The sequence below is a fragment of the Pantoea sp. MQR6 genome (genome assembly GCF_022761075.1).
GTDB lineage: Bacteria > Pseudomonadota > Gammaproteobacteria > Enterobacterales > Enterobacteriaceae > Pantoea > Pantoea phytostimulans.
In genome coordinates, this window is record NZ_JAKYXB010000002.1 from 116,391 (window position 1) to 143,296 (window position 26,906).

25 protein-coding genes are annotated in these 26,906 nt (G+C 51.2%); 4 read left to right on the plus strand and 21 right to left on the minus strand.

Annotated elements, in window-relative coordinates:
- Positions 1 to 29 precede the first annotated feature (29 nt).
- Positions 30 to 1,070 (minus strand): GMP reductase, encoded by a 1,041-nt coding sequence (locus MUG06_RS10720; RefSeq protein WP_243078593.1) that lies wholly within the window; start codon positions 1,068 to 1,070, stop codon positions 30 to 32.
- 234 nt (positions 1,071 to 1,304) lie between these two features.
- Here MUG06_RS10720 and coaE point away from each other — a divergent pair, with 234 nt between their 5' ends.
- From coaE to yacG, 3 genes are read left to right on the plus strand one after another with little or no spacing between them, the layout of a single operon-like run.
- The gene (gene coaE, locus MUG06_RS10725; RefSeq protein WP_243078594.1) at positions 1,305 to 1,913 is read left to right on the plus strand and encodes a dephospho-CoA kinase; all 609 of its coding nucleotides are present in this window, start codon (positions 1,305 to 1,307) and stop codon (positions 1,911 to 1,913) included.
- A gap of 4 nt (positions 1,914 to 1,917) precedes the next feature.
- Positions 1,918 to 2,661 (plus strand): cell division protein ZapD, encoded by a 744-nt coding sequence (gene zapD, locus MUG06_RS10730; RefSeq protein WP_215847626.1) that lies wholly within the window; start codon positions 1,918 to 1,920, stop codon positions 2,659 to 2,661.
- Between the two features lie 8 nt (positions 2,662 to 2,669).
- Positions 2,670 to 2,867, plus strand: coding sequence for a DNA gyrase inhibitor YacG (gene yacG, locus MUG06_RS10735; RefSeq protein ID WP_243078595.1), 198 nt, complete (start codon positions 2,670 to 2,672; stop codon positions 2,865 to 2,867).
- Positions 2,868 to 2,894: 27 nt separating this feature from the next.
- On the opposite strand, the gene mutT is transcribed toward yacG, so the two are convergent.
- Positions 2,895 to 3,290, minus strand: coding sequence for an 8-oxo-dGTP diphosphatase MutT (mutT, locus tag MUG06_RS10740; protein WP_215847628.1), 396 nt, complete (start codon positions 3,288 to 3,290; stop codon positions 2,895 to 2,897).
- A gap of 181 nt (positions 3,291 to 3,471) precedes the next feature.
- Here mutT and MUG06_RS10745 point away from each other — a divergent pair, with 181 nt between their 5' ends.
- A complete protein-coding gene (locus tag MUG06_RS10745) occupies positions 3,472 to 3,855 on the plus strand; it encodes a response regulator (RefSeq protein WP_243078596.1) in 384 nt (127 codons plus the stop codon).
- Between the two features lie 57 nt (positions 3,856 to 3,912).
- Here MUG06_RS10745 and secA read toward each other — a convergent pair whose 3' ends face one another.
- The 19 genes from secA to cra all read right to left on the minus strand — a co-directional run bounded on the left by secA (position 3,913) and on the right by cra (position 26,811).
- The gene (gene secA / locus MUG06_RS10750; protein ID WP_215847630.1) at positions 3,913 to 6,618 is read right to left on the minus strand and encodes a preprotein translocase subunit SecA; all 2,706 of its coding nucleotides are present in this window, start codon (positions 6,616 to 6,618) and stop codon (positions 3,913 to 3,915) included.
- A gap of 72 nt (positions 6,619 to 6,690) precedes the next feature.
- Positions 6,691 to 7,200 carry a secA translation cis-regulator SecM gene (secM, locus tag MUG06_RS10755; protein WP_243078597.1) on the minus strand — a complete coding sequence of 170 codons (510 nt, stop codon included), beginning with the start codon at positions 7,198 to 7,200 and terminating at the stop codon, positions 6,691 to 6,693.
- Between the two features lie 302 nt (positions 7,201 to 7,502).
- Positions 7,503 to 8,420, minus strand: coding sequence for a UDP-3-O-acyl-N-acetylglucosamine deacetylase (gene lpxC, locus MUG06_RS10760; RefSeq protein WP_215847632.1), 918 nt, complete (start codon positions 8,418 to 8,420; stop codon positions 7,503 to 7,505).
- A gap of 101 nt (positions 8,421 to 8,521) precedes the next feature.
- On the minus strand, positions 8,522 to 9,676 hold the full coding sequence (gene ftsZ / locus MUG06_RS10765) for a cell division protein FtsZ (protein ID WP_215847633.1): 1,155 nt from the start codon (positions 9,674 to 9,676) through the stop codon (positions 8,522 to 8,524).
- A 71-nt stretch (positions 9,677 to 9,747) separates the two neighbouring features.
- Complete coding sequence (ftsA, locus tag MUG06_RS10770; protein ID WP_215847634.1) at positions 9,748 to 11,004, minus strand: cell division protein FtsA; 1,257 nt, start codon at positions 11,002 to 11,004, stop codon at positions 9,748 to 9,750.
- Positions 11,001 to 11,846 (minus strand): cell division protein FtsQ, encoded by an 846-nt coding sequence (ftsQ, locus tag MUG06_RS10775; protein ID WP_215847635.1) that lies wholly within the window; start codon positions 11,844 to 11,846, stop codon positions 11,001 to 11,003. Before ftsQ ends, ftsA begins: the two co-directional genes overlap by 4 nt.
- A 1-nt stretch (position 11,847) precedes the next feature.
- On the minus strand, positions 11,848 to 12,768 hold the full coding sequence (locus MUG06_RS10780; protein WP_243078598.1) for a D-alanine--D-alanine ligase: 921 nt from the start codon (positions 12,766 to 12,768) through the stop codon (positions 11,848 to 11,850).
- Complete coding sequence (murC, locus tag MUG06_RS10785; protein WP_215847637.1) at positions 12,761 to 14,236, minus strand: UDP-N-acetylmuramate--L-alanine ligase; 1,476 nt, start codon at positions 14,234 to 14,236, stop codon at positions 12,761 to 12,763. The genes MUG06_RS10780 and murC overlap by 8 nt, the downstream gene beginning before the upstream one ends.
- A gap of 70 nt (positions 14,237 to 14,306) precedes the next feature.
- Positions 14,307 to 15,365, minus strand: a complete 1,059-nt coding sequence (gene murG, locus MUG06_RS10790) for an undecaprenyldiphospho-muramoylpentapeptide beta-N-acetylglucosaminyltransferase (protein ID WP_243078599.1) — start codon at positions 15,363 to 15,365, stop codon at positions 14,307 to 14,309.
- Complete coding sequence (gene ftsW / locus MUG06_RS10795) at positions 15,362 to 16,576, minus strand: cell division protein FtsW (protein ID WP_215847639.1); 1,215 nt, start codon at positions 16,574 to 16,576, stop codon at positions 15,362 to 15,364. The genes murG and ftsW overlap by 4 nt, the downstream gene beginning before the upstream one ends.
- Positions 16,576 to 17,892, minus strand: coding sequence for a UDP-N-acetylmuramoyl-L-alanine--D-glutamate ligase (gene murD / locus MUG06_RS10800; protein WP_243078600.1), 1,317 nt, complete (start codon positions 17,890 to 17,892; stop codon positions 16,576 to 16,578). The genes ftsW and murD overlap by 1 nt, the downstream gene beginning before the upstream one ends.
- A gap of 2 nt (positions 17,893 to 17,894) precedes the next feature.
- The gene (mraY, locus tag MUG06_RS10805) at positions 17,895 to 18,977 is read right to left on the minus strand and encodes a phospho-N-acetylmuramoyl-pentapeptide-transferase (protein WP_215847641.1); all 1,083 of its coding nucleotides are present in this window, start codon (positions 18,975 to 18,977) and stop codon (positions 17,895 to 17,897) included.
- Entirely contained in the window at positions 18,971 to 20,329 is a 1,359-nt protein-coding gene (gene murF / locus MUG06_RS10810; RefSeq protein WP_243078601.1) for a UDP-N-acetylmuramoyl-tripeptide--D-alanyl-D-alanine ligase, read from the minus strand. Before murF ends, mraY begins: the two co-directional genes overlap by 7 nt.
- A complete protein-coding gene (murE, locus tag MUG06_RS10815) occupies positions 20,326 to 21,813 on the minus strand; it encodes a UDP-N-acetylmuramoyl-L-alanyl-D-glutamate--2,6-diaminopimelate ligase (protein WP_243078602.1) in 1,488 nt (495 codons plus the stop codon). Before murE ends, murF begins: the two co-directional genes overlap by 4 nt.
- A complete protein-coding gene (locus MUG06_RS10820) occupies positions 21,800 to 23,566 on the minus strand; it encodes a peptidoglycan glycosyltransferase FtsI (RefSeq protein WP_243078603.1) in 1,767 nt (588 codons plus the stop codon). The genes murE and MUG06_RS10820 overlap by 14 nt, the downstream gene beginning before the upstream one ends.
- Before the next feature lie 16 nt (positions 23,567 to 23,582).
- Positions 23,583 to 23,903, minus strand: coding sequence for a cell division protein FtsL (ftsL, locus tag MUG06_RS10825; RefSeq protein ID WP_215847643.1), 321 nt, complete (start codon positions 23,901 to 23,903; stop codon positions 23,583 to 23,585).
- 2 nt (positions 23,904 to 23,905) lie between these two features.
- Positions 23,906 to 24,841, minus strand: a complete 936-nt coding sequence (gene rsmH, locus MUG06_RS10830; RefSeq protein WP_243078604.1) for a 16S rRNA (cytosine(1402)-N(4))-methyltransferase RsmH — start codon at positions 24,839 to 24,841, stop codon at positions 23,906 to 23,908.
- Positions 24,842 to 24,843: 2 nt separating this feature from the next.
- The gene (mraZ, locus tag MUG06_RS10835) at positions 24,844 to 25,302 is read right to left on the minus strand and encodes a division/cell wall cluster transcriptional repressor MraZ (RefSeq protein WP_215847645.1); all 459 of its coding nucleotides are present in this window, start codon (positions 25,300 to 25,302) and stop codon (positions 24,844 to 24,846) included.
- A gap of 498 nt (positions 25,303 to 25,800) precedes the next feature.
- Positions 25,801 to 26,811 (minus strand): catabolite repressor/activator, encoded by a 1,011-nt coding sequence (gene cra / locus MUG06_RS10840; protein WP_243078605.1) that lies wholly within the window; start codon positions 26,809 to 26,811, stop codon positions 25,801 to 25,803.
- Positions 26,812 to 26,906 lie beyond the last annotated feature (95 nt).

The window sequence follows — 26,906 nt, forward strand, 5'->3', positions numbered from 1 at the left end:
GCGCGCTGGAGAACGCGCGCCCCATTACATCAACGATTAAATACGCGGTTTTCTTGCTCAGCAACACGAATGAAGGTGGTGCGTTTAGTCAGCTCTTTCAACCGTTCGGCACCGACATAGGTGCAGGCTGAACGTAAACCTCCCAGAATATCGCGTGCGGTTTCTTCAACTGGCCCGCGCAGCGGTAGTTTCACGGTTTTACCTTCAGCGGCACGGTAACCCGCTACACCGCCATCATGACGTTTCATAGCAGATTCAGAACTCATGCCATAAAACAGCATGAATTTTTCACCGTTCTCTTCTATAACGCTGCCTTCACATTCATCATGCGCAGCAAGCATGCCGCCTAACATGACGAAGTCTGCTCCGCCGCCAAACGCTTTAGCAACGTCGCCCGGCACAGCGCAACCCCCGTCACTAACAATTTGTCCACTCAAGCCGTGCGCGGCGTCAGCACATTCAATCACTGCAGAAAGCTGCGGGTAGCCCACGCCAGTTTTCATACGAGTGGTACAAACAGAACCGGGGCCAATACCGACTTTAACGATATCAGCACCAGAAAGTATCAATTCTTCAACCATTTCACCTGTTACCACGTTCCCGGCACAGATCGTTTTGCCCGGAAAGGTTTCACGCGCACGTTTCAAGAATTCGACAAAGTGTTCCGAATAACCGTTCGCGACATCAATACAGATGAATTGCAGATCATCTGAAAGTGCCATGATCGCAACAAGCTTGTTGAGGTCGGCATCAGAGGTGCCGGTTGAAACCATGATGTGATTCAAAGTTGAGACTGGCACACGTTGAACGAAGGCACGCCAATCATCAACGCTATAGTGTTTATGAACGGCGGTAAGAATATTGAAACTGGCCAGTGCCTCTGCCATCAGGAAAGTCCCTACGGTATCCATATTGGCTGCGATAATCGGTACACCGCTCCAGCTCAAGCCTGAATGCTTGAAGGTGAAGTTGCGTTCCAGTTCAACCTGAGAACGACTCTTCAACGTAGAACGTTTGGGACGAATCAATACATCTTTAAAGCCCAGTTTCAAATCTTCTTCGATACGCATAAATAATGTCCTGGTTAGTGGCAACGAACCGCAGTTCGCGAAGCAAGCACGGCTCCAGTGAAATGATGATACGCGCTAATCATCCTGCTGCAAGACTGCGAATTTCACTTTATTTAAGCTACAATCCGATAAATTTAGCTGAAAAACATGAAAGTGATCTGCCGCGCATTTTTGCGTTTTAGAGAAAGAACTTAACGATGATTCAGCGTCTACCAGCGTGATTGAGAGAACCTTATGCCTTATACCGTAGCGCTGACCGGTGGTATCGGTAGCGGAAAAAGCACCATTGCTAATGGCTTTGCGGCGCTGGGCGTAACAATTATTGATGCCGATGTGATCGCCCGTGAGGTGGTTGAGCCAGGCTCACCTGCTTTGCAGGCCATTGTTGAACGCCATGGCAAATCGCTGCTAACTGAGCAAGGCACTCTTTTTCGCGCACATTTACGCGAAATCATTTTTCAGTCACCAGAAGAGAAGCATTGGCTTAACAGTCTCTTACACCCATTGATCAATGCCCGAACGCAGCAGCTTAAGGCTCAAGCCCGCTCGCCTTACGTTTTATGGGTGGTGCCGCTACTGGTAGAAAATCAGTTGCAGCATCAAGCTAACCGCATTTTAGTCGTTGATGTTGATGAAGCGACGCAGCTCCAACGCACCCAACTGCGCGATAATATTTCCTTAGAGCAGGCAAAAAATATTCTTGCAGCACAGGCCACGCGCCAACAGCGCCTCGCCTGTGCTGACGACATCATTGATAATAGCGGCGCACCGGAAGATGCGCTGCCGCAAGTTGCCGAACTCCATCAACGCTATCTGGCGTTAGCGGCAACGCAACAGGATTAACATCATGAGTACAGTCGTTCTTTTTGAACACCCACTGAATGAAAAAATGCGCACCTGGCTACGCGTTGAATTCCTTATTAATCAACTACTAGAAAGCGTGCCGCTCAGCAATACCACCAGCGCGCTAAATTTCTTTCGCCTGATTGGCGAACTGCTGGATATATTTGAACGCGGGGATATGCGTACAGAACTGTTGAAAGAGCTGGAGCGGCAGCAACTGAAATTACGTGCATGGGCTGATGTACCGGGCGTCGATATGACGCTGGTAGACTCGTTACGCGATACGCTGAAAATGCAATCAACTCAGCTTATGCATGCGCCACGCATGGGGCAACAGCTGCGTGAAAATCGTCTGATTGGACTGGTTCGCCAGCGCCTGAGTATTCCTGGCGGTTGTTGCAGCTTCGACCTGCCCAGCTTACATATCTGGTTGCATCAGCCGCAGGAAATACGCAATTCCCAGGTTGATGACTGGCTTGAAACGCTGGTGCCATTGCGTAGCAGCCTGGCGATGATCCTTGATTTGATTCGCCAGTCAGGTGCATTTCGCCATCAAACCAGCCTAAATGGTTTTTATCAGGATAATGCCGAAGGCGCAGATTTACTGCGTCTACAGCTGCTGCTGGAAGATTCGCTTTATCCGCAAGTTTCCGGCCATAAAAGCCGTTATGCCATCCGTTTTATGCCATTTGATGCCGAACGAGGTGAAGTGCCCGCTCGACTCGATTTTCAACTGGCCTGTTGTTAGAGGTGAACATGCAAGAAGAAATTATGACCGTGGGATGCCCACAATGTGGCAAAGATGTTATTTGGGACGAGCTGAGCCCGTGGCGGCCCTTTTGCAGTAAACGCTGCCAGCTCATTGATCTAGGGGAATGGGCCGCAGAAGAGAAACGCATTCCCAGTAACGGCGATTTGAACGACAGTGATAACTGGAGCGAAGAAGAGCATTAACGTTAAGTGGGGCATAATGCCCCACTTTTAGAATTCACCCGCAATCAGGCGTGCGATCAACTGATGATTGGCCGCTGGAAACTCATCAGCCACCAGCGCATGCTGTTCCACCCAGCGTTGCGGTTGCCCTTCTCGTCCCCACGGCTCACCTTTCCAGCCTTCCACTAAGAAAAAATGTAGCGTGACGCGAAGATCTTCATAGGTATGATCCGCTTCACCAATAGCTTGAGCTTCAGTCACTTCAATACCGGTTTCTTCTAGTAACTCACGGATCAATCCTTGTTCAGCACTCTCCCCAGCCTCAATTTTGCCACCGGGGAATTCCCACTTGTTGGCCATATATGAGGTCGCTGCACGCTGGGCCAGGAAAATTTGTTTGTCGGCGTTGCGAATAATACCTACCGCGACCTGCAGGTGTTTCATGAATGATATCCCAGAGTTTTAGCTGAATGAGCCGTGATTTTAAAACATGGCTTAAAGGAAGTTAAACGCTTTAGGCACTGTAATGAAATCAAACAAGACAGGTCGCAATGACGTTGCTCCAGATGTTTAGCAATACTCGCACTTACCTATTGTTTCACTAGACTGCGCAACGGTTAATCCCATGCTTACATACATTGCCCATAACACCGCCAGAGAGATACATTCCGCCCGGCAGGTGATTTTTCATGACATTCTGACCCTCGACAGTGTCCATAATCAGCTGACATGGCATCCCGGCAACATTGTCATCCCGTTAAACGATGCCCAAAAACGTTTCTTTAACTGCCTGCTTATGAAAGTCACTTCTAAACAACAAATCATCTCAATTGTCTGGAATGAGCGCGCTTACGGTATTAGCGATAATAATTATCACCAGTTATTGTTTCAAAGCCGCGCCCTGCTAAAACGCCACAAATTACCGGATGGCCTGCTGGTCACTATCCCTTATCATGGCGTCAGGCTTAATGAAGACCTGCTGTTATCCAGCGCCAAGGCATACGGTTAGTTGTAGAAATAGGGATAAAAAAAAGGAGCCATCGGCTCCTTTTTCTTTCAGTGCTTATTAGGCCAGACGCCCATGACACTGTTTGTATTTTTTGCCCGAGCCGCATGGACAGGGATCGTTACGTCCAACTTTGCGTTCACCGCTCTCTTGCGCCAGCTCTTCTTTCGCTAAGATTTCATCGTCAACATGGCTAAGCTGCTGCTGCTGTGCCAAACGTTCAGCTTCCTCACGACGCTGCTGCTCCATCGCTTCAACTTCTTCCGGCATGCGAACTTGCACCTTGCTCAGCGTGCTAATCACTTCATATTTCAGTGACTCCAGCATTGCTGCGAACATAGCAAAGGATTCGCGTTTATATTCTTGCTTAGGATCTTTCTGCGCGTAACCACGTAGATGAATACCTTGACGCAGATAATCCATGGCTGCCAGATGCTCTTTCCACAGTGAATCCAGCGTCTGTAACATTACTCCTTTTTCGAAGCTACGCATTGTCTCAGCGCCAACCACTTCTTCTTTCGCAGCGTAGTTTTCCATCGCATGCGTCATGATACGTTCGCGCAGCGTTTCTTCATGCAGATCGGGTTCTTTATCTAACCATTCAGCGATAGGAAGTTCCAGATCGAAATCAGTGCGTAAACGCTCTTCCAGACCAGGGACATCCCACATTTCTTCCAGCGACTGCGGTGGAATGTAGGTGTCGATGGTGGTTTTATACACATCCTGACGAATGCTGTTGATGGTTTCACTCACATCAGAAACATCAAGCAGTTCATTACGTTGGCTGTAAATTGCGCGGCGCTGATCGTTAGCAACATCATCATATTCCAACAGTTGCTTACGAATATCGAAGTTGCGGCTTTCTACTTTGCGCTGTGCATTAGCAATCGCTTTTGTTACCCATGGATGTTCAATCGCTTCGCCAGGCTTCATGCCTAATTTACGCATCATGTTTGACACGCGATCCGAGGCAAAAATACGCATCAGCGCATCTTCCATCGACAGATAGAAGCGTGATGAACCCGCATCACCCTGACGACCCGCACGCCCACGCAGCTGGTTGTCGATACGGCGAGATTCGTGACGCTCTGTACCTACGATGTGTAAACCGCCGGAGGTCAGCACTGCATCGTGGCGAATCTGCCATGCGGCTTTAATCTCTTCGATCTGCGCTTCTGTTGGATCCTGAAGCTCAGCGACTTCAGCATGCCAGCTACCACCCAGCATAATGTCTGTACCACGACCCGCCATGTTAGTGGCGATCGTTACCGCGCCTGGCTGGCCCGCTTGCGCCACGATTTCTGCTTCGCGGGCGTGGAATTTGGCGTTCAACACGTTGTGTTTAATGCCTGCGCGCGTCAGTTCATTAGAAACAACTTCTGATTTTTCAATGGAGATGGTACCCACCAATACAGGCTGTCCGTTTGCGGTACGCTCACGGATATCCTCAATGATTGCATCAATCTTCTCTTTCTCAGTCATGTAGACCAGATCAGCCAGATCTTTACGCACCATTGGGCGGTTGGTTGGTACGACAATGGTATCCAGTTTGTAAATTGAGCTAAATTCGAATGCTTCGGTATCTGCTGTACCGGTCATACCAGCCAGTTTTTCATAGATACGGAAGTAGTTCTGGAAAGTGATTGAGGCCAGCGTCTGGTTCTCGTTCTGAATATCAACACCTTCTTTCGCTTCGATAGCCTGATGCAGGCCGTCGGACCAGCGGCGTCCCTGCATGGTACGCCCGGTGTGCTCATCGACGATAACTACTTCGCCATCTTTCACAATGTAATCTACATCGCGGGTAAACAGCGCGTGGGCACGAAGCGCAGCGGTAACGTGGTGCATCAGCATGATATTGGTTGGCGAATACAGAGACTCGCCCTCATCCATGATGCCTTGGCTAACCAAAAGCTCTTCCACTTTGACCAAACCACGTTCAGACATGTGCGCCTGTCGCGCCTTTTCATCCACCCAGAAATCACCTTCGCCCTGGAAGTTTTCAGTGTCCTCTTTATCCTGACGAACCAGGTGCGGAATGATTTTATTAACTTTGGTGTAGAGCTCAGAGCTGTCTTCGGCAGGACCAGAAATAATTAAAGGCGTACGCGCTTCATCGATCAAGATGGAGTCCACTTCATCTACCAGCGCATAATTCAGTTTACGCTGTACGCGCTCTTCCGGGCTGAACGCCATGTTATCGCGCAGATAATCGAAGCCATATTCGTTGTTGGTGCCGTAAGTAATGTCAGCCGCATAAGCTTCGCGTTTAGCATGAGCCGGCAAGCCTGACATGTTAATACCGACGGACAAGCCGAGGAATTCGAACAGCGGACGGTTATTTTCGGCATCACGCTGCGCCAGATAGTCATTCACCGTGACCACGTGAACGCCTTTACCGGTTAACGCATTCAGATAAGCCGGCAAGGTTGCCGTCAACGTTTTACCTTCACCGGTACGCATTTCCGCGATACAGCGGTCATTCAACACCATGCCGCCAATCAGCTGGACATCAAAGTGACGCATACCGAATACGCGCTTACTCGCTTCACGTACTGTGGCAAAGGCTTCAGGAATTAAGCTTTCCAGCGTTTCGCCTTTTGCCAGACGCTCACGGAATAATACAGTTTTAGCTTTCAATTCATCATCAGAGAGCTTTTCAAAATCTGGCTCCATCTTGTTGATGACATCAACAGCCTTACGCATACGGCGTAAAGTACGATCATTGCTGCTACCAAAAACCTTGGTCAACATTTTGATTAACATAATAAATATTTTCTCAATTCAGCCGTGTAATCACGGGCTGCGAAATCTAAAAGTGTGAAACAACCAAAAAGATTAGCAGAACAATGAGGAGGGTCCGGCGCGAATGCCGTTTACTTTAGCGTGCCACTCAACATACGTATGAGACTGGGCAGCAGAGTGCGGTTTAGAACGGTTTATCTGCGGCGCGGTATGCAGCGCAGTTTGTGAAGTCAGTAACGCGTGAAGCGAATCCAGTAACGCCAGCTTTTGCGCTGCCAGCGGTAGCGCACCCTGCTCTTCAGCCTGCGTCTGCGGCGTCAACGTAAAAGAGAGATGGCGTATCACGGTGCGGATAGCATGTTGATGCCAATAATCCACAGTGAAGTTTGGGCGTCTCGCCGCTTCTTGTAGGCGAATAAGATGATCGAATCGGGCAGCATTGCCGATAAACAAACTGCTGGCAGGTGATTCTGATGATGCGTTGAGTTCTGAACTTTGTGCACACGCCGGCAAGCCAAGACTGGCCGCCACCATCCCCAACAGGAGATGAGGCCAGAAATAGCGTCTGCCTAATTGTCGCCAGCGTAAAAGAAGTTCGATCACAACCTTTCCATTGCACAAGAGTCGATTTGCGCATCAATTTTCTGATCACCAACCGCGTAATGCAGTGGCGTTAAGCCGATAAAAGCGCCTGAGATAGTATCACTAATGTGGGATGTCCACACCTGGGATTAAAGTCGCTCTGGGAGAAAACACGCTTGATTGTTCAGCAATTCAGCAACTAAGAGATTTACTTGCGAGCGGCATCGCATTCAGGAGAGAACAGCGAGACAATAAAAAACGGCTGACGCCGCTGACCGGAGAGGGTGTCAGCATTGCCAGCCGTTTTAGATGTTCTGAGGTAATTAAGCCAGAACCAAATTGGGTGCTTTGAATGCCAGCGGCAGTTCAGCTTCGTCTTCGAAAGTTGCCCATTCCCAGGCTTCTTGCTTAGCTAAAACGGCTTGCAGCAACTTGTTATTCAATGCGTGGCCTGATTTGAACGCGGTAAACGCGCCAATGATGTTGTGGCCGCACATAAACAAATCACCAATTGCATCAAGCATTTTGTGACGAACGAATTCATCTTCAAAGCGCAGACCGTCTTCATTCAAGACGCGGAAATCATCCAGACCTATCGCACAATCTAAACTACCGCCCAGGCACAGGCCTTTAGACTGCAGATATTCGATCTCACGCATAAAGCCAAATGTACGCGCGCGACTGATTTGGCGAACAAACGCTTCAGCAGAAAAGTTCATCTGATAACGCTGAGAGCTGGAGTCGATTGCCGGATGTTTAAAGTCGATGGTGAAGTCCAGCGAGAAGCCATTAAACGGCTTAATCTCGGCCCATTTGTCACCATCTTCAACACGCACGGTTTGCTTAACGCGCACGAATTTTTTCGCGCTGTTCAGCTGTTCGATACCTGCATCCATCAGCAAATAGATGAACGGTGCTGCGCTGCCGTCCATGATCGGGATTTCAGGCGCATCGACTTCAACAATAATGTTATCGATACCCAATCCCGCCAAGGCGGCGTTTAAATGTTCAACCGTCGAAATACGTACGCCTTCATCATTCACCAGGCATGTACTCAGCATGGTGTCGCGCACGTATTTTGCATCAGCCGGGAAATCAACCGGTGGATTCAAGTCAGTGCGACGATAGATGACCCCGGTATTAGCCGACGCAGGGCGCAATGTCAGTGTGACTTTCTTGCCGGTATGCAAACCGACACCAGTCGCCTGAACAATACGTTTTAATGTCCTTTGTTTGATCATCGTATTATCTCGCAATATTACCTTTCCAACCGCCAGTATACTTTACCAGCGGGCGGACACTTTAGCACAAAGAGCGGAGATTCCCAATTATAGGGATATTCTTAATCAGCCTGCTTACGTAAAAACGCAGGAATATCAAGGTAGTCAGGCTCTTTATTAGATTGCGCAGTCTGGTCATTAACCACTTTCGCAGCCGGTTTTTGCTCCTGCGGCAGCGGCGACATGCCGTGCTGCTGATAGCGATGATCCATAACCGGTTGGCTGGCAGGCTTATTCGTTACCAGCGTGATTTCAGGACGTTTGTCCATGCCGATACCGGTTGCTACCACGGTGACGCGCAGTTCGTCATTCATTTCTGGATCTAATGACGTACCAATCACGACGGTTGCGTTGTCAGAGGCGAAGGCGCGGATGGTGTTACCCACGGTTTCGAACTCATCCAGACGCAGGTCAAAGCCAGCGGTAATGTTAACCAGGACGCCACGAGCGCCAGAAAGGTCGATATCTTCCAGCAGAGGACTGGAAATCGCCATTTCAGCGGCTTCTTCAGCACGATCTTCGCCACACGCTACACCTGAGCCCATCATGGCATAACCCATTTCAGACATGACGGTGCGTACGTCAGCAAAGTCGACGTTCATCAGACCCGGACGTGTAATCAGTTCTGCAATACCCTGAACCGCGCCTTTCAACACATCGTTTGCTGCGCCAAAAGCATCCAGCAATGAAATGCCGCGACCTAATACTTTCAACAACTTGTCGTTAGGAATAGTAATCAGTGAGTCGACATGTTTTGAAAGCTCAGCAATACCCTGCTCGGCAAATGCCATGCGCTTTTTGCCTTCAAAATTGAAGGGTTTAGTCACCACAGCAACCGTCAGGATACCTAAATCTTTGGCCACTTCAGCCACAACTGGCGCAGCACCGGTACCGGTGCCGCCGCCCATACCGGCAGCGATAAACACCATGTCTGCCCCTTCCAGCGCAGCACGCAATGCTTCGCGATCTTCCTCTGCGGAGTTGCGGCCCACTTCCGGGTTCGCGCCCGCGCCCAGACCTTTGGTAATGTTATTACCGATCTGGATGGTCTGGCCGACTGCTGTTTTACGCAACGCTTGCGCGTCGGTGTTAACAGCGAAGAATTCTACACCTTCGATACGCTCGCGTACCATGTGTTCTACGGCGTTGCCGCCGCCACCGCCGACGCCGATGACTTTAATCACCGCGTCGTTGGTTAATTCCATAGGTTCAAACATGATTTCTCTCCGTTATGTGCCTGTCGCCTGGAGATCACTAAAAAAACCAGCATGATCTCCTTTATCAAAAATTAAAACTCTTTTTTCAACCAACTATTGATGCGCTTGAACCAATTTCCCACCGATGCACGTTTTTCTGTCTCTGCATCGCCATTCATGTGCGACTCTTTGCCGTAATGCAGCAGTCCCACTGCGGTTGAGTAATATGATTCCTGCGCATAGTCAGTCAAACCAGTGATATTCAGTGGCTGACCAATACGTACCTGCGTATGGAATACGCGTTGCGCACAGGCCGCCAGTCCTTCAATTTGCGCGGCACCACCTGTTAACACAATACCGGCTGCCAGATGATGTTTCACGCCCTGCTGACGTAATTGTTCCTGTAATTGCAGAATCTCGTCATTGACCAGATTCAAAAGCTCGGTGTAGCGCGGTTCAATCACCTCGGCCAGCGTTTGGCGCTGCAGGCTGCGAGGAGGACGACCACCCACACTGGGTACTTCAACATTCTCATCTTTACCTACGATAGAACCCAGCGCACAACCATGCCGGACTTTAATCGCCTCAGCGTCAGTTGGCGGAGTGCCAAAGGCATAGGCGATATCGCTGGTCACTACATTCCCTGCATAAGGGATGACTTTGGTATGACGCAACGCGCCACCGGTGTACACCGCGATATCCATTGTACCGCCACCGATATCGACAACACAGACCCCTAGCTCACGTTCGTCTTCAGTTAATACTGCAAAACTGGATGCCAATCCGGCAAAAATCAATTGGTCAACTTTCAGGCCACAACGTTCAACGGCTTTGACAATATTTTTTGCCATGTCGTTATGGCAGGTAATCAGGTGTACTTTTGCCTGCATACGTACACCAGAAAGTCCGACCGGATTTTTAATGCCTTCCTGATAATCGATAGCATATTCCTGAGGAATAACGTGCAGGATGCGATGCTCGTCGCGTACGCGAACCGATTTAGCGGTATGCACCACATTTTCTACATCATCCTGAGTCACTTCCTCTTCGGAAATCGGAACCATCCCGATTTCGTTCTGGCAGCTGATATGTTTGCCCGATAATGCAAGATAGACGGAGGAGATCTGGCAATCTGCCATCAACTCAGCCTGATCAATGGCGCGCTGAACGCATTTCACCACTGATTCAAGGTCGTTTACGCCACCTTTATCCATGCCGCGGGACGGGCAACTGCCGACCCCAATAATATTGACCATACCATCGGGCAGAATTTCTCCAACCAGGGCGGCAACCTTTGCGGTGCCAATTTCGAGTCCAACTACCAGTTTTCTGTCCGTTGCCTTGATCATTGTTGTTTAGCCTGTGCCTGGTTCTGTTGCTGATTACTGTCCTGTGGCTCCATCACTACCGGCGTCCATCCCACAGAAGCGCCAGAGTCGTATCGCAGATCGACATAGCTGATACGTTTGCTTTCATTCTGACCTTGCTGCAGTAGCACCGGGTAGAGCTCAATAAAGCGGTTCAGACGTTTCATGGTGTCGCTGCGTCCCAGTTCAATGCGCACATCATCACTGGTAACCAATTGCCACGAACGCCGCGCCGTCATCGACGCTACCTTCAGGGTAAACTTCCGGGCTTTCAGCACATCGTCCATGCTGTGGTAGCCCGCCAGCACCTCTTTTTCGCTGCCTTCTGGCCCGTACAACATCGGCATTGTTTCTTTTCCGATGTGATTCGCCGGTACGCTGAAGGAGACGCCATCCGCGTCTACCATATGTAAATCATTCCAGCGTGCTACCGGCGTGTACTCAGTCAAATGAATCTTCAGTTCATCTGGCCACTGTTTACGCACGCTTACCTGCTTAATCCACGGTAGTCGCTCGATTTGCTGCTGCAAGATGTCCACATCCTGCGACATAAACGTGCCGGGCGCGCCAAGTGATAAAATTGCCTGGCGAATATCATCGTGGGTGGTGTAATGCGTTTGACCGGTCACCACCAGCTTCGACAGCGGCAAGCGTGATGAATCATTCATCCACTTCAGTACCACTAGCCCACCAGAAACCATAATGCCCACAACGATTAGCAAAAATATGATGCCAAAAAGTCGGGCTCCGTTACTGCGTCCAGAGCGTACACGCTCTTGCGGTTCACGTTCACGGTTACGTGCATTCATCGCCGCCTGTGACATATCAGTCGGCCAACTCCACAATACGAGCAACCAGCTGCGAGAAGGTCATTCCTGCCTGCTTCGCTGCCATTGGCACGAGACTGTGGCTTGTCATACCTGGTGAGGTGTTAATTTCCAATAGATGGAAACGACCTTCACCATCAGCCATTACATCCACGCGTCCCCAGCCGCTACAGCCCAAAGCACGCCAGGCCGCTAACACTAATTGCTGCAGTTCTGCTTCACGATCAGCACTTAAACCACTCGGGCAGAAGTATTCAGTATCGTCAGAAATGTATTTAGCTTCATAGTCATAGAACTCGCTGGCAGCTTTTATTTGTATCGAAGGCAAAACGTGCTCGCCCACAATACCTACGGTGTATTCACCGCCGCTTAAAAAAGCCTCAACTAATACATCATTGTCATGTCGAAACGCTTCTTCTAACGCTGCTGGCAGCGCGCTTAATTCGTTTACGCGACTGATGCCGACGCTCGATCCTTCGCAGCTTGGTTTAACAAATACCGGCAAGCCCAACGCCGCGATCGCCGCATGGGTATCTGCGTCAAGACCTGCATCCATTTGCTGACGGGTCAGCCAGACGAAGCGGCCTGAAGGTAAACCTCGGCCCTGCCACAGCAGCTTGGTGCGCAATTTGTCCATGGTGATAGCAGATGCCATCACGCCGCTGCCGGTGTAAGGCAGGCCAATAAATTCCAGCACGGCTTGCAGCGTGCCGTCTTCACCACCACGACCATGTAGCGCAATAAACGCTTTGGCGAAGCCCTGATCTTTCAGGTTTAATACCGACACATCACGCGTATCAACAGCGTGCGCATCAATGCCCGCTTCACGTAGCCCGGCTAAAACGGCATTGCCTGACATCAGCGAGACTTCACGCTCTGCTGAAGTCCCCCCCATTAATACAGCAACTTTCTCAGCCATGACGGTCCTCCGCTTTGCGTTCCGGTTGCAGTTTGCAGTCCGCTAATTTACGTGCGACTTTGCCCACATTACCTGCGCCTTGTACCAAGATCAGATCGTTACCTGAAAGCAACGGTGCCAGCATTTCCGGCAGTACATCGTGATCCGGCACTAAAATCGGATCCACTTTGCCACGACCGCGAATGGTCCGACACAGCGCACGGCTGTCAGCGCCGGGAATCGGCGTTTCGCCTGCTGCATAAACGTCCAGCATGAGCAAAACATCCACTTGTGACAATACGTTAGCGAAATCGTCGAACAAGTCGCGAGTACGCGTGTAACGATGTGGCTGAAAAATCATGACCAATTTTTTATCTGGCCAGCCTGCACGCGCAGCCTTGATCGTGGCATCAACTTCAGTGGGATGATGACCATAATCGTCCACCAGCATGGCGCTGCCCGCGTGTCCGTTGACCGGCTCAGTGGAGTACTCGCCTAATAAATCAAAGCGACGACCGGTACCCTGAAAACTTTCCAGCGCAGCCAGAATAGCGTTGTCTTCAACGCCCTCTTCACTTGCAACCGCCACAGCTGCGGCTGCGTTGAGCGCATTATGACGACCCGGTGCATTCAACGTGATTTGCAAGCGCGGCTTGTCCTGGCGTACTAAGGTGAAATGCCCTTGTGCTCCACGTTGTTCATAATTCTCAATGCGAAAATCAGCATCATCACTGAACCCGTAGGTCGTAATTTGACGTCCTACACGGGGTAACAGGTCACGAATAACGACGTCATCAATACACATCACCGCACGACCGTAAAACGGCAGGTTATGCAGAAAATTAATAAAAGTTTGTTTCAAATTCTCGAAGTCGCCCTGATAGGTATCCATATGATCGGCTTCGATATTGGTCACAATGGCAACCATGGGTTGCAGATGTAAAAACGACGCATCGCTTTCGTCTGCTTCTGCAATCAAGTAACGGCTGCTACCCAAACGCGCATGCGTTCCTGCTGCTTTAACTAATCCGCCATTGACGAAAGTAGGATCTAATCCGCCTTCGGCATAAATGCTTGATACCATTGCTGTGGTTGTGGTTTTGCCGTGCGTACCCGCTACAGCAATGCCATGACGAAAACGCATCAGTTCAGCCAGCATTTCAGCACGGCGAATCACGGGGATGCGCTGTTCACGGGCAGCAATCAGCTCTGGATTATCCTGAGATACCGCGCTGGAGACCACGACGACGCTGGCATCAGTCACGTTTTCCGGGCGATGATTAAAATAGATGGTTGCACCCAGCGCAGCCAGATTCTGCGTAACCGGGTTCGGCGCCAGATCAGAACCGCTGATATGGTAGCCTTCATTTGCTAACACTTCGGCAATACCGCCCATGCCAGCACCGCCGATGCCGACAAAATGGATGTGCCGGACACGACGCATCTCGGGCACTATAGAACGCAGTTTTGCCAATTGTTGTGTATTCATCGCTCTCAATTACCTGCTATTTCAGTTTGTGCTCAGCATGAGCACAGGTCAGCCGGGCTGACCGGATTCATTACTTTGCGGCGCTAGCCACTTCACGCGCGACCCGATCGGTCGCATCGGGAATCGCCACCTGACGCGCTTTTTCAGCCATCGTCAGCAATGTTTGGCGATCCCAGTGGCGCAGCGTGTCCGCTACAGCATCCGCAGTAAATTGCGGCTGCTCAAAAATTTTCGCCGCGCCCGCTTTTTCTAGCGGTAACGCGTTCCAGTATTGCTGGCGATCTTTATGCTGAAACGGCACAAAGATGGCGGGCAATCCTGCCGCTGCTATTTCGCTAACGGTTAAAGCACCAGAACGACAGACCACCACATCAGCCCACGCATAGGCGGCAGCCATATCATCAATAAACTCGGTGACCTTGTGCTGCGTTTGCCCCACTTTTACGTAGGCTTGTTGTACGTCAGGCAAACCACCTTTACCGGTTTGATGCCAAATTGTAATCTGCTCGCCCAGTTCGGCAGCCACTTCTGGCATTGTCTGGTTCAAAATACGTGCGCCCTGACTGCCACCAATCACTAAAACGCGAATCGGGCCGTTACGATTGGCTAAACGTGCAATCGGTAAAGGCAAAGCCAATACATCGGTGCGCACCGGATTCCCCACCACGTCCGCTTTAGGGAATGCACCCGGAAAAGCCTGCATCACTTTGGTGGCGATTTTTGCCAACCATTTATTGGTCAATCCAGCGATGCCATTTTGCTCATGCAATACCACCGGGATTCCGCAACTCCACGCCGCTAAACCGCCAGGCCCAGAGACGTAACCGCCCATCCCGAGTACCACATCCGGCTGCCAGGCTTTAATAATGGCCCGCGCCTGGCGCCATGCATTGAAAATACGCATGGGTGCCAGCAACTGAGCTTTAATGCCCTTACCACGCAATCCGCTAATCTGGATAAAATCAATTTCGATGCCATGCTTCGGCACTAAATCGGCTTCCATGCGATCCGCAGTACCTAACCAACGCACCTGCCAACCCTGCTCCATCAGATGATGGGCGACAGCCAGACCGGGGAATACATGCCCGCCAGTCCCGCCTGCCATAACCATCAATCGTTTACCACTCATCGACCACCTCGGGTAAACGCCTGCGCTTTCGCCAGACGCGTTTCATAATCTATGCGCAACAAGAAGACGATGGCCGTTGACATGATGATCAAACTGGAGCCGCCGTAACTGATCAGCGGTAAGGTCAAGCCTTTGGTAGGCAACATGCCCGCTGCAGCACCGACATTTACCAAAGCCTGAAAGCTAAACCACACGCCAATTGAACAGGCTAAAAAGCCGGAAAAGCGTTGATCAAGCTCCAGAGCGCGGCGTCCAATCGACATTGCGCGAAAAGCGACGAAGAATACCATTAACAATGCTAAAACCACACCGATGTAGCCGAGTTCTTCACCGATAATCGAGAAAATAAAGTCGGTATGGGCTTCGGGCAAATACTCCAGTTTTTGCACTGAATTTCCCAAGCCTTGCCCCCAGAACTCACCGCGACCAAATGCCATCAGCGACTGGGTTAACTGGTATCCGCTACCGAACGGATCTTCCCACGGATCCCAGAAAGAGGTCACACGCCGCATACGGTAAGGTTCGGCAATGACCAACAGCACCACGGCGAAAATGCCGGAACCGATAATCGCCAGGAACTGCCACAGTTTGGCTCCCGCCAGAAACAGCATTGCCAGCGTCGTTACAAACAATACAACCACCGTTCCGAGGTCAGGCTGCGCCAAAAGCAAGACGGCCAAAATCACCATCACGCCCATCGGCTTACAGAAACCCCAAAAGTTGTTACGTACTTCTTCAACTTTTCGCACCAGATAGCTGGCGAGGTAGCAGAACAGCGTCAACTTAGATAACTCAGCTGGCTGAATACGCAGCGGGCCTAACGCAATCCAGCGCGATGCACCGTTTACCGAGCTACCGACGACTAATACGATCAACAGCATCGCTACTGATGTCATTAACATGATGTTGCTGTAGCGCTGCCAAAAATCCATCGGCACGCGCAACGTCACCAAGGCGATACCCAAAGCCAATAAGATGTAAAAGGCGTCGCGCTTTGCGAAGTAAAACGGGTCTTCATTGAGGCGCTGGCCCACCGGCATTGATGCCGATGTCACCATGACAAAGCCGATAACCGCCAAACCAAAAGTCAGCCACAGCAAGGTACGGTCATACAACACCAGCGAAGTGTCGTCGCTTTCGCGCGATCCCATCACCCAATCTTTCAAGCGGCTTGAGAAGTAACTGGCCAAACCTGCGCCTGGAATATTCATCAGCTCAGCTCCTTCGCCAGTTGTGCAAACGCGTCACCGCGTTGCTCAAAGTTGCGAAACTGATCGAGGCTGGCGCATGCTGGCGATAGCAGCACCATGTCACCAGGCTGAACCTGCGCAGCAATTTGCGTCATCGCCTGCTGCATGGTTTCAGTGCGTACCGACACGTCAGGGCGCAACGCGGCTAACGCATCGCCATCGCGACCAAAGCAGAACAGCCGCAAATTGTCGCCTTGTAGATAATGTGCCAGCGGCGTGAAATCTGCCGACTTGCCATCACCGCCCAGCAACAGCCACAAGCGCCCGGTCACTATCAACCCTTTCAACGCCGCTTCGGTGCTACCAACGTTGGTGGCTTTAGAATCGTTAATCCAGCGTACGCCGTTATGTTCATGCACTAGCTGGAAGCGATGCGCTAACCCGCTATAAGCGGTCAGAGCCGCCAGGCTGGTGGCGCGTGGTAGACCTACGGCATCCGCCAGCGCCAGTGCAGCCAGCGCGTTGGTGTAGTTATGCTGACCCACCAGTTTCATTTCATCGGTATTCAGTACTTTTTCGCCTTTCACCCGCAACCAGATGCTGCCCTGCTGCTTGTTCAGGTGATAATCCCCAATATCGATACCAAAACTGACGCAGCGTGTATCTGCACCGCGCACCGGCATGGTTAATCCATCATCTGCATTCACCACACATACCTGCGCATTCTCATAGATACGCAGCTTGGCGGCGCGGTATTGCTGCATGCCCAACGGATAACGATCCATATGATCTTCCGTCACGTTGAGAATGGTTGCGGCTGCCGCTTTCAGGCTGTGCGTGGTTTCCAGCTGGAAGCTGGAGAGTTCCAGCACATAAAGTTGTGCAGGTGATTTCAACAAACTCAGCGCAGGCAAACCGATATTGCCGCCAACGCCAACCTGCCAACCAGCGGCTTTCGCCATTTCACCGACCAGCGTAGTGACGGTACTTTTGCCGTTAGAACCGGTGATCGCCACAATAGGTGCCTGCGCTTCTCGGCAGAACAGTTCAATGTCACCCACGATTTCGATACCCGCATCAGCAGCTTCGCTTAAAGCAGGATGCGCCAATGCAATACCGGGGCTGGCAACAATCAGATCGGCCGCGAGCAGCCAATCAATATTGATGCCGCCGACATAGCGCTCGACCTGTGCTGGAAGCTGGTTGAGGCCGGGCGGCGATATACGGGTATCCATCACGCGCGGTGTAACGCCCTGCGTTAAAAAGAAATCAACACAAGAAAGCCCGGTCAGGCCTAACCCGATAATGACGACTTTCCTGCCCCGATAGTCAGCCATAATTAACGTACCTTCAGCGTGGCCAGGCCAATCAGCACCAGCATCAGCGAAATAATCCAGAAGCGCACGATAACGCGCGGCTCCGGCCACCCTTTCAATTCATAGTGATGATGGATCGGCGCCATGCGAAAAATACGCTGGCCGCGCAGCTTGAACGATCCCACCTGCAGAATTACCGACAGCGTTTCAACCACAAACACGCCGCCCATGATCACCAGCAAGAACTCCTGACGCAGCAGCACCGCAATCGTGCCCAGCGCACCGCCCAAAGCCAGTGAACCGACATCGCCCATAAAGACCTGTGCCGGATAAGTGTTGAACCATAAAAAGCCCAACCCAGCGCCGACAATCGCAGTGCAGACAATCACCAGTTCGCCTGCGTGGCGAAGATAAGGAATATGCAAATACTCAGCAAACTTCACGTTACCGGTCGCCCAGGCTACCAACGCGAAACCGGCAGCAACAAAGACGGTTGGCATAATCGCCAGGCCATCCAGACCATCGGTTAAATTCACTGCATTGCCGGTTCCGACAATCACGAAATACGCCAGCAGGATATAAAACAAGCCCAACTGCGGCATGATGTCTTTGAAGAACGGCACCACTAGTTGCGTCGCTGGCGTATCTTTACCCGCCAAAAACAGGGCGAAGGCGACGCCCAGTGAGATCACCGACATCCAAAAATACTTCCAGCGAGCAATCAGGCCTTTAGTATCTTTGCGTACCACTTTGCGGTAATCATCAACAAAGCCGATGACGCCGAACCCTACCAGCACCACCAATACGCACCAGACATAAGGATTGGATGGATACGCCCACATCAACACTGAAATAGTGATGGACGTAAGGATCATGATCCCGCCCATGGTGGGCGTGCCGCGCTTGCTGAAATGCGACTCAGGACCATCGTTGCGAACGACCTGACCAATCTGCAATTTTTGTAGCCAGGCAATCAGACGCGGCCCCATATAAAGAGAGATAAACAAGGCGGTCAGCAGGCTGACAATGGCGCGAAACGTCAAGTACGAAAAGACGTTAAAGCCGGAATAAAATGCGACCAAATGCTCGGCCAGCCAAACTAACATGTTCCTTTCTCCTGTAAGCTCTGTACTACCTGCTCCATGGCGGCACTACGCGAACCTTTAATCAAGACCGTAATTTCTGTGTGTTCGGACAACAGCGAGCGTAAACGTTCAGTCAACGCGGCTTTATCGCTGAAATGTTCGCCAACTTCGCTGCTTTCACTAATGAGGTGACTGATTTTTCCGGTGCTTAATACACGGTCAATTCCGGCAGCTTTAGCCGCATGTCCGACTTCACGGTGGCACTGTTCTGCTTCATGACCCAGTTCCGCCATATCACCCACCACCATCACGCGATAACCCGGCATTTCACCCAGTACCTGCGCAGCAGCAGTCATTGAGCCGACGTTCGCGTTGTAGCTGTCATCCAGCAATAACTTGCTTGGTGATAAGCGGATCGGGAACAGGCGTCCAGGAACAGACTGAAGTGTTTTAAGGCCGAGCTGAATTGCGCTTAGCGGCGCATCGACTGAAAGAGTCAGCGCAGCGGCTGCCAGCGCGTTAGCAATATTGTGGCGGCCAGGCAGCGGCAGCGTGATGGCGATATTGCCACGCGGCGTATGCATAGTGAAGTGCGTGCCATCTTGCCCTACAGTGATATCGCTGGCAGAGAAATCACACTCTTTGGCTTGAGGCGAAAAACGCCAAACCGTTTTACCGTGCAGGTGTTGTTGCCAGTGCGGCCAGTCGTTGCTGTCGGCATTGAGAATGGCGGTACCGTGGGCAGGTAAGCCTAAGAAAATTTCACCTTTGGCTTTAGCGACCCCATCCAAAGATCCAAAGCCTTCGAGATGCGCAGCGGCAAGGTTATTGACCAAAGCCGTTTCAGGGCGAACCAGCTCGGTAGTGTAAGCAATCTCACCCTGATGGTTAGCACCTAATTCAATCACCGCATATTGATGTTCAGCGGTCAGGCGCAGCAGCGTCATCGGCACGCCGAAATCATTATTCAGATTGCCTGCGGTATAAAGTGTTTCACCGCACTGACGCAAAATAGCCGCGGTCATCTCTTTGACTGAGGTTTTACCGGAAGAGCCGGTTAACGCGACAACGCGCGCTTTCGCCTGTTGACGCACCCACGCGGCTAACTTGCCAAACGCCAAACGTGTGTCATCAACCACCACTTGCGGTACAGCGACGGGTAAATGTTTGCTCACCAATAAAGCCAGCGCGCCGCTAGCAATTGCCTCACCGACAAAATCATGCGCATCAAAGCGTTCGCCGACGATGGCAATAAACAGACAGCCTGCCGTGACTTTGCGGGTATCGGTGGTCACCTCATTCAGCGTTAAATCGCTGCCATAGAGCGTACCACCCGTGATCTCTGCCAAAGTGCTTAAGGAAACCGGGATCATGCCGCGCCTCCTAATAAAGCCGCAACAGTCGCGCGATCAGAGTAATCAAGGCGGCGATTGCCAACGATTTGATAATCTTCATGCCCTTTACCCGCCACCAACACGATGTCGTCTGGCTGAGCCTGCATGATGGTATTGGTCACGGCTTGTGCACGACCTGCAACCACGCGTGCACGCGTTGGATCCAGCAGGCCGGCTAAAATATCCTTCACAATGGCTTGTGGATCTTCGCTACGAGGATTGTCATCAGTGATCACCACGACATCCGCATATTGCTCAGCAATCGCGCCCATCAGTGGGCGTTTGCCTTTGTCGCGATCGCCACCACAGCCAAACAGGCACCAAAGCTGACCTTTGCAGTGCAGACGCGCCGCTTCCAGCGCTTTTTCCAGCGCGTCTGGCGTGTGGGCATAATCGACGACGACAGTCGGCTTGCCTGCGGCGCTAAAGACTTCCATACGACCATTTACCGGCTGCAGTTGCGGCGCAACGCGCACTAACTCATCCAGTGAATAATCGAGCGCCAACAATGTCGCCAGCGCCAGCAATAGGTTGCTGACGTTGAAGGCACCCATCAGGCGGCTATTGATTTCACCTTCGCCCCAACTCGAGCTGAAGCGGATATGCGCACCATCATCGTGATAGGTCACATTGTCAGCCTTCAACCAACGGCCATGGCAGCCTGGCAGCAGGTTATTTTCCATGGTGACCGCTACGGCATCAGGAAGGTTGGCCAACCAACGGCGGCCTACCTCATCATCAGCGTTCAGAATCGCTTCGCCTACCTGATGCTCAGAGAACAAAAGCCATTTCGCAGATTCGTAGCTCTGCATATCGCCATGATAATCGAGGTGGTCACGGCTGAGATTGGTGAATACTGCAGCGGCAAAAGGCAAAGCCGCCACGCGGTGCTGCACCAAGCCGTGTGAGGAAATTTCCATCGCCGTCAGGGTGGCACCCTTCGCGGTAAGATCATGCAGGATATGTTGTACATCGACTGCAGATCCGGTGGTATTTTCAGTGGGCACGAGTTGACCGAAAAGGCCGTTGCCGACCGTGCCCATTACCGCACTGGTTTCACCTAAGAGTTTCGCCCACTGCGCTAAAAGCTGCGTGGTAGTGGTTTTACCGTTGGTGCCAGTAACACCAACCAACTGCTGTTTTTCACCGGGCTGTTGATAGAAGCGCCCGGCTAAAGCAGATAAACGTTGATGCAGTTGCGCCAGATAAATCACCGGTACGCCGTGCATTTCACGAATTTCGCCGTCAATGGCCTCGCCTTCTGCTTCAGCAATCACAGCCGAAACGCCTTGAGCAATAGCCTGCGGAATAAAACGCCGTCCATCGGCGTGGTGGCCTGCAACAGCCACAAACAGATCGCCCGATGCCGCAATGCGGCTATCCAGCGTCATGTCACGAAGCTGACGTGCCGGCGCGTCTGGCACCCATGGGCCAAGTAAGTCGCGCAGGTTACGATCTGTCACTTGATTCCTCACTTCTGTTAGTCACTAACTCGTTCTTGTCATTGACCGGCAACGCATCCGGCTCGATGTTCATGGTGCGTAAAACGCCGCCCATGATGGCACCAAACACCGGCGCGGAAACCGCACCGCCATAATATTTGCCGGCCTGGGGATCGTTGATCACCACCACCAGCGCAAAACGAGGGTGACTGGCAGGCGCAACGCCTGCAGTGTAAGCAATGTATTTATTGACGTAGCGCCCATCCGGTCCGACTTTTTTTGCCGTACCCGTTTTGATCGCGATGCGGTATCCCTTGATGGCGGCTTTAACACCACCTCCACCCGGCAGCGCGACGCTTTCCATCATATGCACCACGGTTTTCACCAGTGACTCATCGAAAACGCGTTCACCGGCAACCGGTGGATCAACCTTGGTGATCGACAGCGGGCGATTAATGCCGTAGCTGCCAATCGTTGCATAGACTCGCGCTAACTGTAACGGCGTTACCATTAGCCCGTAGCCGAAAGAGAAGGTGGCCCTCTCTATGTCAGACCACCGTTGTTTTTGAGGGTATAAGCCACTACTTTCCCCGACCAGCCCCAAATTGGTCGGTTTACCCAGTCCAAAGCGTGCGTAAGTATCTACGAGCGCTGAGGAGGGCATCGCTAACGCCAAACGTGAAACACCGACGTTACTCGACTTCTGCAAAACCCCTGTCAGGGTCAATTCGTTATAACGCGCCACATCTTTGATCTCATGACCATTTACACGATAAGGCACGGTATTCAATACGCTGTTTTCTTTGACCACGTTGCGTTGCAGCGCCGTCATTACCACCATCGGTTTCACCGTGGAGCCTGGCTCAAAAATGTCTGTGATAGCGCGGTTACGCATCATCTCTTTGGGCGTATTGCTGAGATTATTCGGGTTGTAAGCTGGGCTGTTTGCCATCGCTAACACTTCACCGGTGCTGACATCAACCAGCACGGCGGTTCCAGACTCCGCTTTGTTGAAGGCAACCGCGTTATTCAATTCACGGTAAACCAGCGCTTGTAAACGCTCATCAATGCTTAGTGTCAGGTTATGTGCGGCACGGCTGTCTACTGAAGAGATATCTTCAATTACGCGGCCAAAGCGATCTTTACGTACCGTACGTTCGCCTGGCGCACCGGTAAGCCATTTATCAAAGCTCTTCTCGACCCCTTCAATGCCTTGACCATCAATGTTGGTGAAGCCGATTAGATGGGATGTCACCTGCCCTGCCGGGTAATAACGACGAGACTCTTCGCGGAGATGAATACCGGGAAGCTTAAGTTTTTTAACGTATTCACCAATAGCCGGATTGACCTGGCGCGCCAGATAGACAAAACGTCCTTTTGGATTGGCGTTGACGCGAGCGGCGAGCTGATCAAGAGGAATGGAGAGCGCATCAGACAGCGCTTTCCAGCGGCTGTCTAATGTCACGCCACCGCCATCGTGCAGCTCTTTAGGATCGGCCCAAATAGCATTGACCGGTACACTAACCGCCAATGGGCGTCCTGCGCGATCGCTGATCATGCCACGTGCCGTCGGCACCGCCTGCACGCGCAGCGAGCGCAAATCGCCCTCTTTAACCAGTTTGTCTGGGTTAATAACCTGTAACCAGGCGACACGGGAGAGAAGGCCGCCTAATGCCAGCAAAATACAGCCGCACAGCAACGCAAAACGCCAGCTTACAAAGCTGGCTTTATCTTCCGGTTTCTTCAACTTCAGCGTTCTGCCTGCGCCGCTCATTCGCTGTTTGAGGTCCTTATTTCTGCACCACAATATTTTCTTGTGAAGGATCAACATGCTGCAGCTGCAGCTTCTCGGTCGCGATCCGCTCTACCCTGCTGTGATCGCCCAAGGCGTTTTCTTCCAAAATCAGGTTGCGCCATTCAATATCAAGCGCATCACGTTCCAGTACTAACTGTTCACGCTGTGCCGTTAACAAACGCGTTTTATGCGTTGTGGTGACAACGAATACCGCTGAAACCATCACGGCGATTAACAGCAATACCGGAACTTTGCCCTTACGCAGCAGATCGCCGCCAATGACGCCGGGCAGGCTGTGGCGCTCATTGCCGATCATGCTTACGTTCTCTCCGCAATACGCAACACCGAACTGCGCGCGCGTGGGTTTTCTGATACTTCACGATCGCCCGGCACCAACTTGCCGTGCAGTTTCAGTTCTCGTCCACCTAACTCTCTTAACTGGTACTCAGTCATCGGGATTCCAGGTGGAACTTGCGGACCACGACTTTGATCGCGCATAAAACGTTTAACCAAGCGATCTTCTAACGAGTGAAAACTGATAACGGATAAGCGACCTTCAGTTGCCAGCACCTCAACGGCCCCTTTCAACGCGATGTCGATCTCTTCCAGTTCACTGTTAATCCAGATACGAATCGCCTGGAAACTGCGTGTCGCAGGATGTTTAAACTTGTCTTTTATCGGCGTTGCCGCTGCGATAACGTCAGCCAATTCTTTTGTACGCGTCATTGGCTGTTCACGATTGCGCTCGACAATGGCACGTGCAATGCGCTTAGCAAAACGTTCTTCACCGTAAGTTTTCAGCACAAAAGCGATATCAGCTTCATCAGCATGGAGCAGCCAATCCGCGGCAGAATGTCCTCGCGTGGGATCCATACGCATATCGAGCGGCCCATCACGCATGAAAGAGAAGCCACGCTCAGCGTCATCTAACTGCGGAGAAGAGACGCCAAGATCCAGCAAAATGCCGTCGATCTTGCCAACCAGATCACGCTCGTTGACATATTCTGCCAGCGCAGAAAAAGGGCCATGAATAATTGTAAAACGTGGATCATCAATCTCAGCGGCCGCGGCAATAGCTTGCGGGTCACGATCGATGGCGATGAGCTTCCCGTTCGCACCAAGTTGCGAAAGAATTAAGCGTGAATGACCGCCACGACCAAAAGTGCCGTCGATGTAGATCCCGTCTTCCTTGATGTTGAGGCCGTTAACAGCCTCATCCAACAGCACGGTGGTATGTTTAAAATTTTCCTGCATAGCTATAGCGACAAGTCCTGCAATCGATCAGATAAAGGTTCCTGAGCCGACTGTTCTGCGTCAATATCGTCCTTAACTTGTTGATACCAGGTCTGTTCATCCCACAGCTCAAACTTATTGAACTGTCCAACCAGCATCACTTCTTTTGATAATTTGGCATGCTGACGAAGCGTGTTCGCCAGCAGCAAGCGGCCTGCATTGTCCATCTGACACTCACTGGCATGCCCCAACAGCAAGCGCTGCACGCGGCGCTCAAGCGGGTTCATACTGGATAAGCGAGCAAGCTTCTTTTCAATGATTTCCCATTCAGGCAAGGTATAAAGCAACAGGCAGGGCTGATGAAGATCGATGGTGCAAACCATTTGACCTTGAGACTCACTGTTCAACAAATCGCGATAGCGCATTGGTACGGCCAGTCGTCCTTTGCTGTCAAGATTGACTAACGTTGCTCCACGGAACATGCCAGCCTTTCTCCTCAGTTACCCATTTCCGCCACTTTATCCCACTTTTTACCACGAAACGAGTTTAAGGACCCGATGAAATCCTTGTCAAGCCGGAGCGGTAAGTGAATATCACTATTTCATGCTGACTAAAATTGAATTACAGAGCATCAACTCTGCTAAAAAAATCAAAATGGAAATTAACTTGATGAATAACTGAATAAAATTGAAGCACGTAAAAAAAGCGGTGGAAAATAGAACAATTATTAAGACGGCATATTTATCGTGGATTCTGAGACAGCGGCGGCATTTTAGGGGATTTCCTAAAGGATGAGTTAGCGCATCAGGCGGGGCGTGGCTTGGCTGAATGATGAAGATCTAAACAAATAAAGAAATACCTCTCCAATAATGTGTTAGTTAACGTGTGCAGAATTTACTCTTTTTTACGCCTTGGCGATTTTTTAAGCTGAATTAATTACCACGGTAATTATTGGGGGCAGCATAATTGCCGCCCCGCGTTTATTTTGATTTGCGGCTTAATTGTCCGCGTCGGAATAAATTACGGCGAATACGCGTAAGTCCTGGTTTGGGCTTTCTTGGCTCATCCAGTGAGGCAAGAACCAGTTCAAGTACTCGCTCCGCAACATCACGATGTCGCTGACCTACCGCTAAAACCGGACACTCTAAAAAGTCCAGTAATTCGTGGTCGCCAAAAGTCGCAATAGCCAGCTCAGTTGGTAAACGTCCGTCACGTTTCAGCACCACATCCATCACACCTTGCAGTAAACCAAATGAGGTGGTGAAAAGTGCTTCTGGCATCGCATGGTCTTCGAGATATTTTTCAAACATTGCCGCGGCAGCGGTACGTTCAAAGCTGTTGCAATAAAGGTAATCGATGGGTCGATCATCCTCTTTCCATGCATCACGGAAACCCGTTTCTCGCAGAAAACTCACTGAAAGCTCTGGCAAAGCGCCCAAGAACAGCACGTTTTTTACTTCAAGCTGACGCAATTCAGCCGCCAGCATAAAGGCATCGTCCTGATCTGCACCCACCACGCTGGTAAAATGCTCACGATCAAGCGCACGGTCCAATGCAATAATCGGCAGCGAATCGTGGATCCAGCGTTGATAAAAAGGATGCTCGGGTGGCAAAGAGGTTGAAACGATGATGGCATCAACCTGGCGTTGCAGCAGATGCTCAATGCAGCGCATTTCATTATCGGGCTGATCTTCCGAACAGGCGATCAACAGCTGATATCCACGCTGACGTGCTTGCCGTTCAAGATAATTAGCGATACGCGTATAACTGGTGTTTTCCAAATCAGGAATAACTAAACCAATCGAACGCGTGCGCCCCGCACGTAGCCCTGCGGCCACCGCATTGGGGTGATAATTATGTTCACGCACCACCGCCATGACTTTCTCGACGGTTTTGTCGCTGACACGATACTGCCGCGCTTTGCCATTAATGACGTAACTGGCCGTGGTGCGCGACACGCCTGCCAGGCGCGCAATTTCATCCAGTTTCACGATAACCCCACAATCAAGCACGCTTCTGCAGCGTAAATAGCCGCAGTTACGCTAAGGACAACTCATTTATCACATCTAACAGCAGAAAAGTGTGT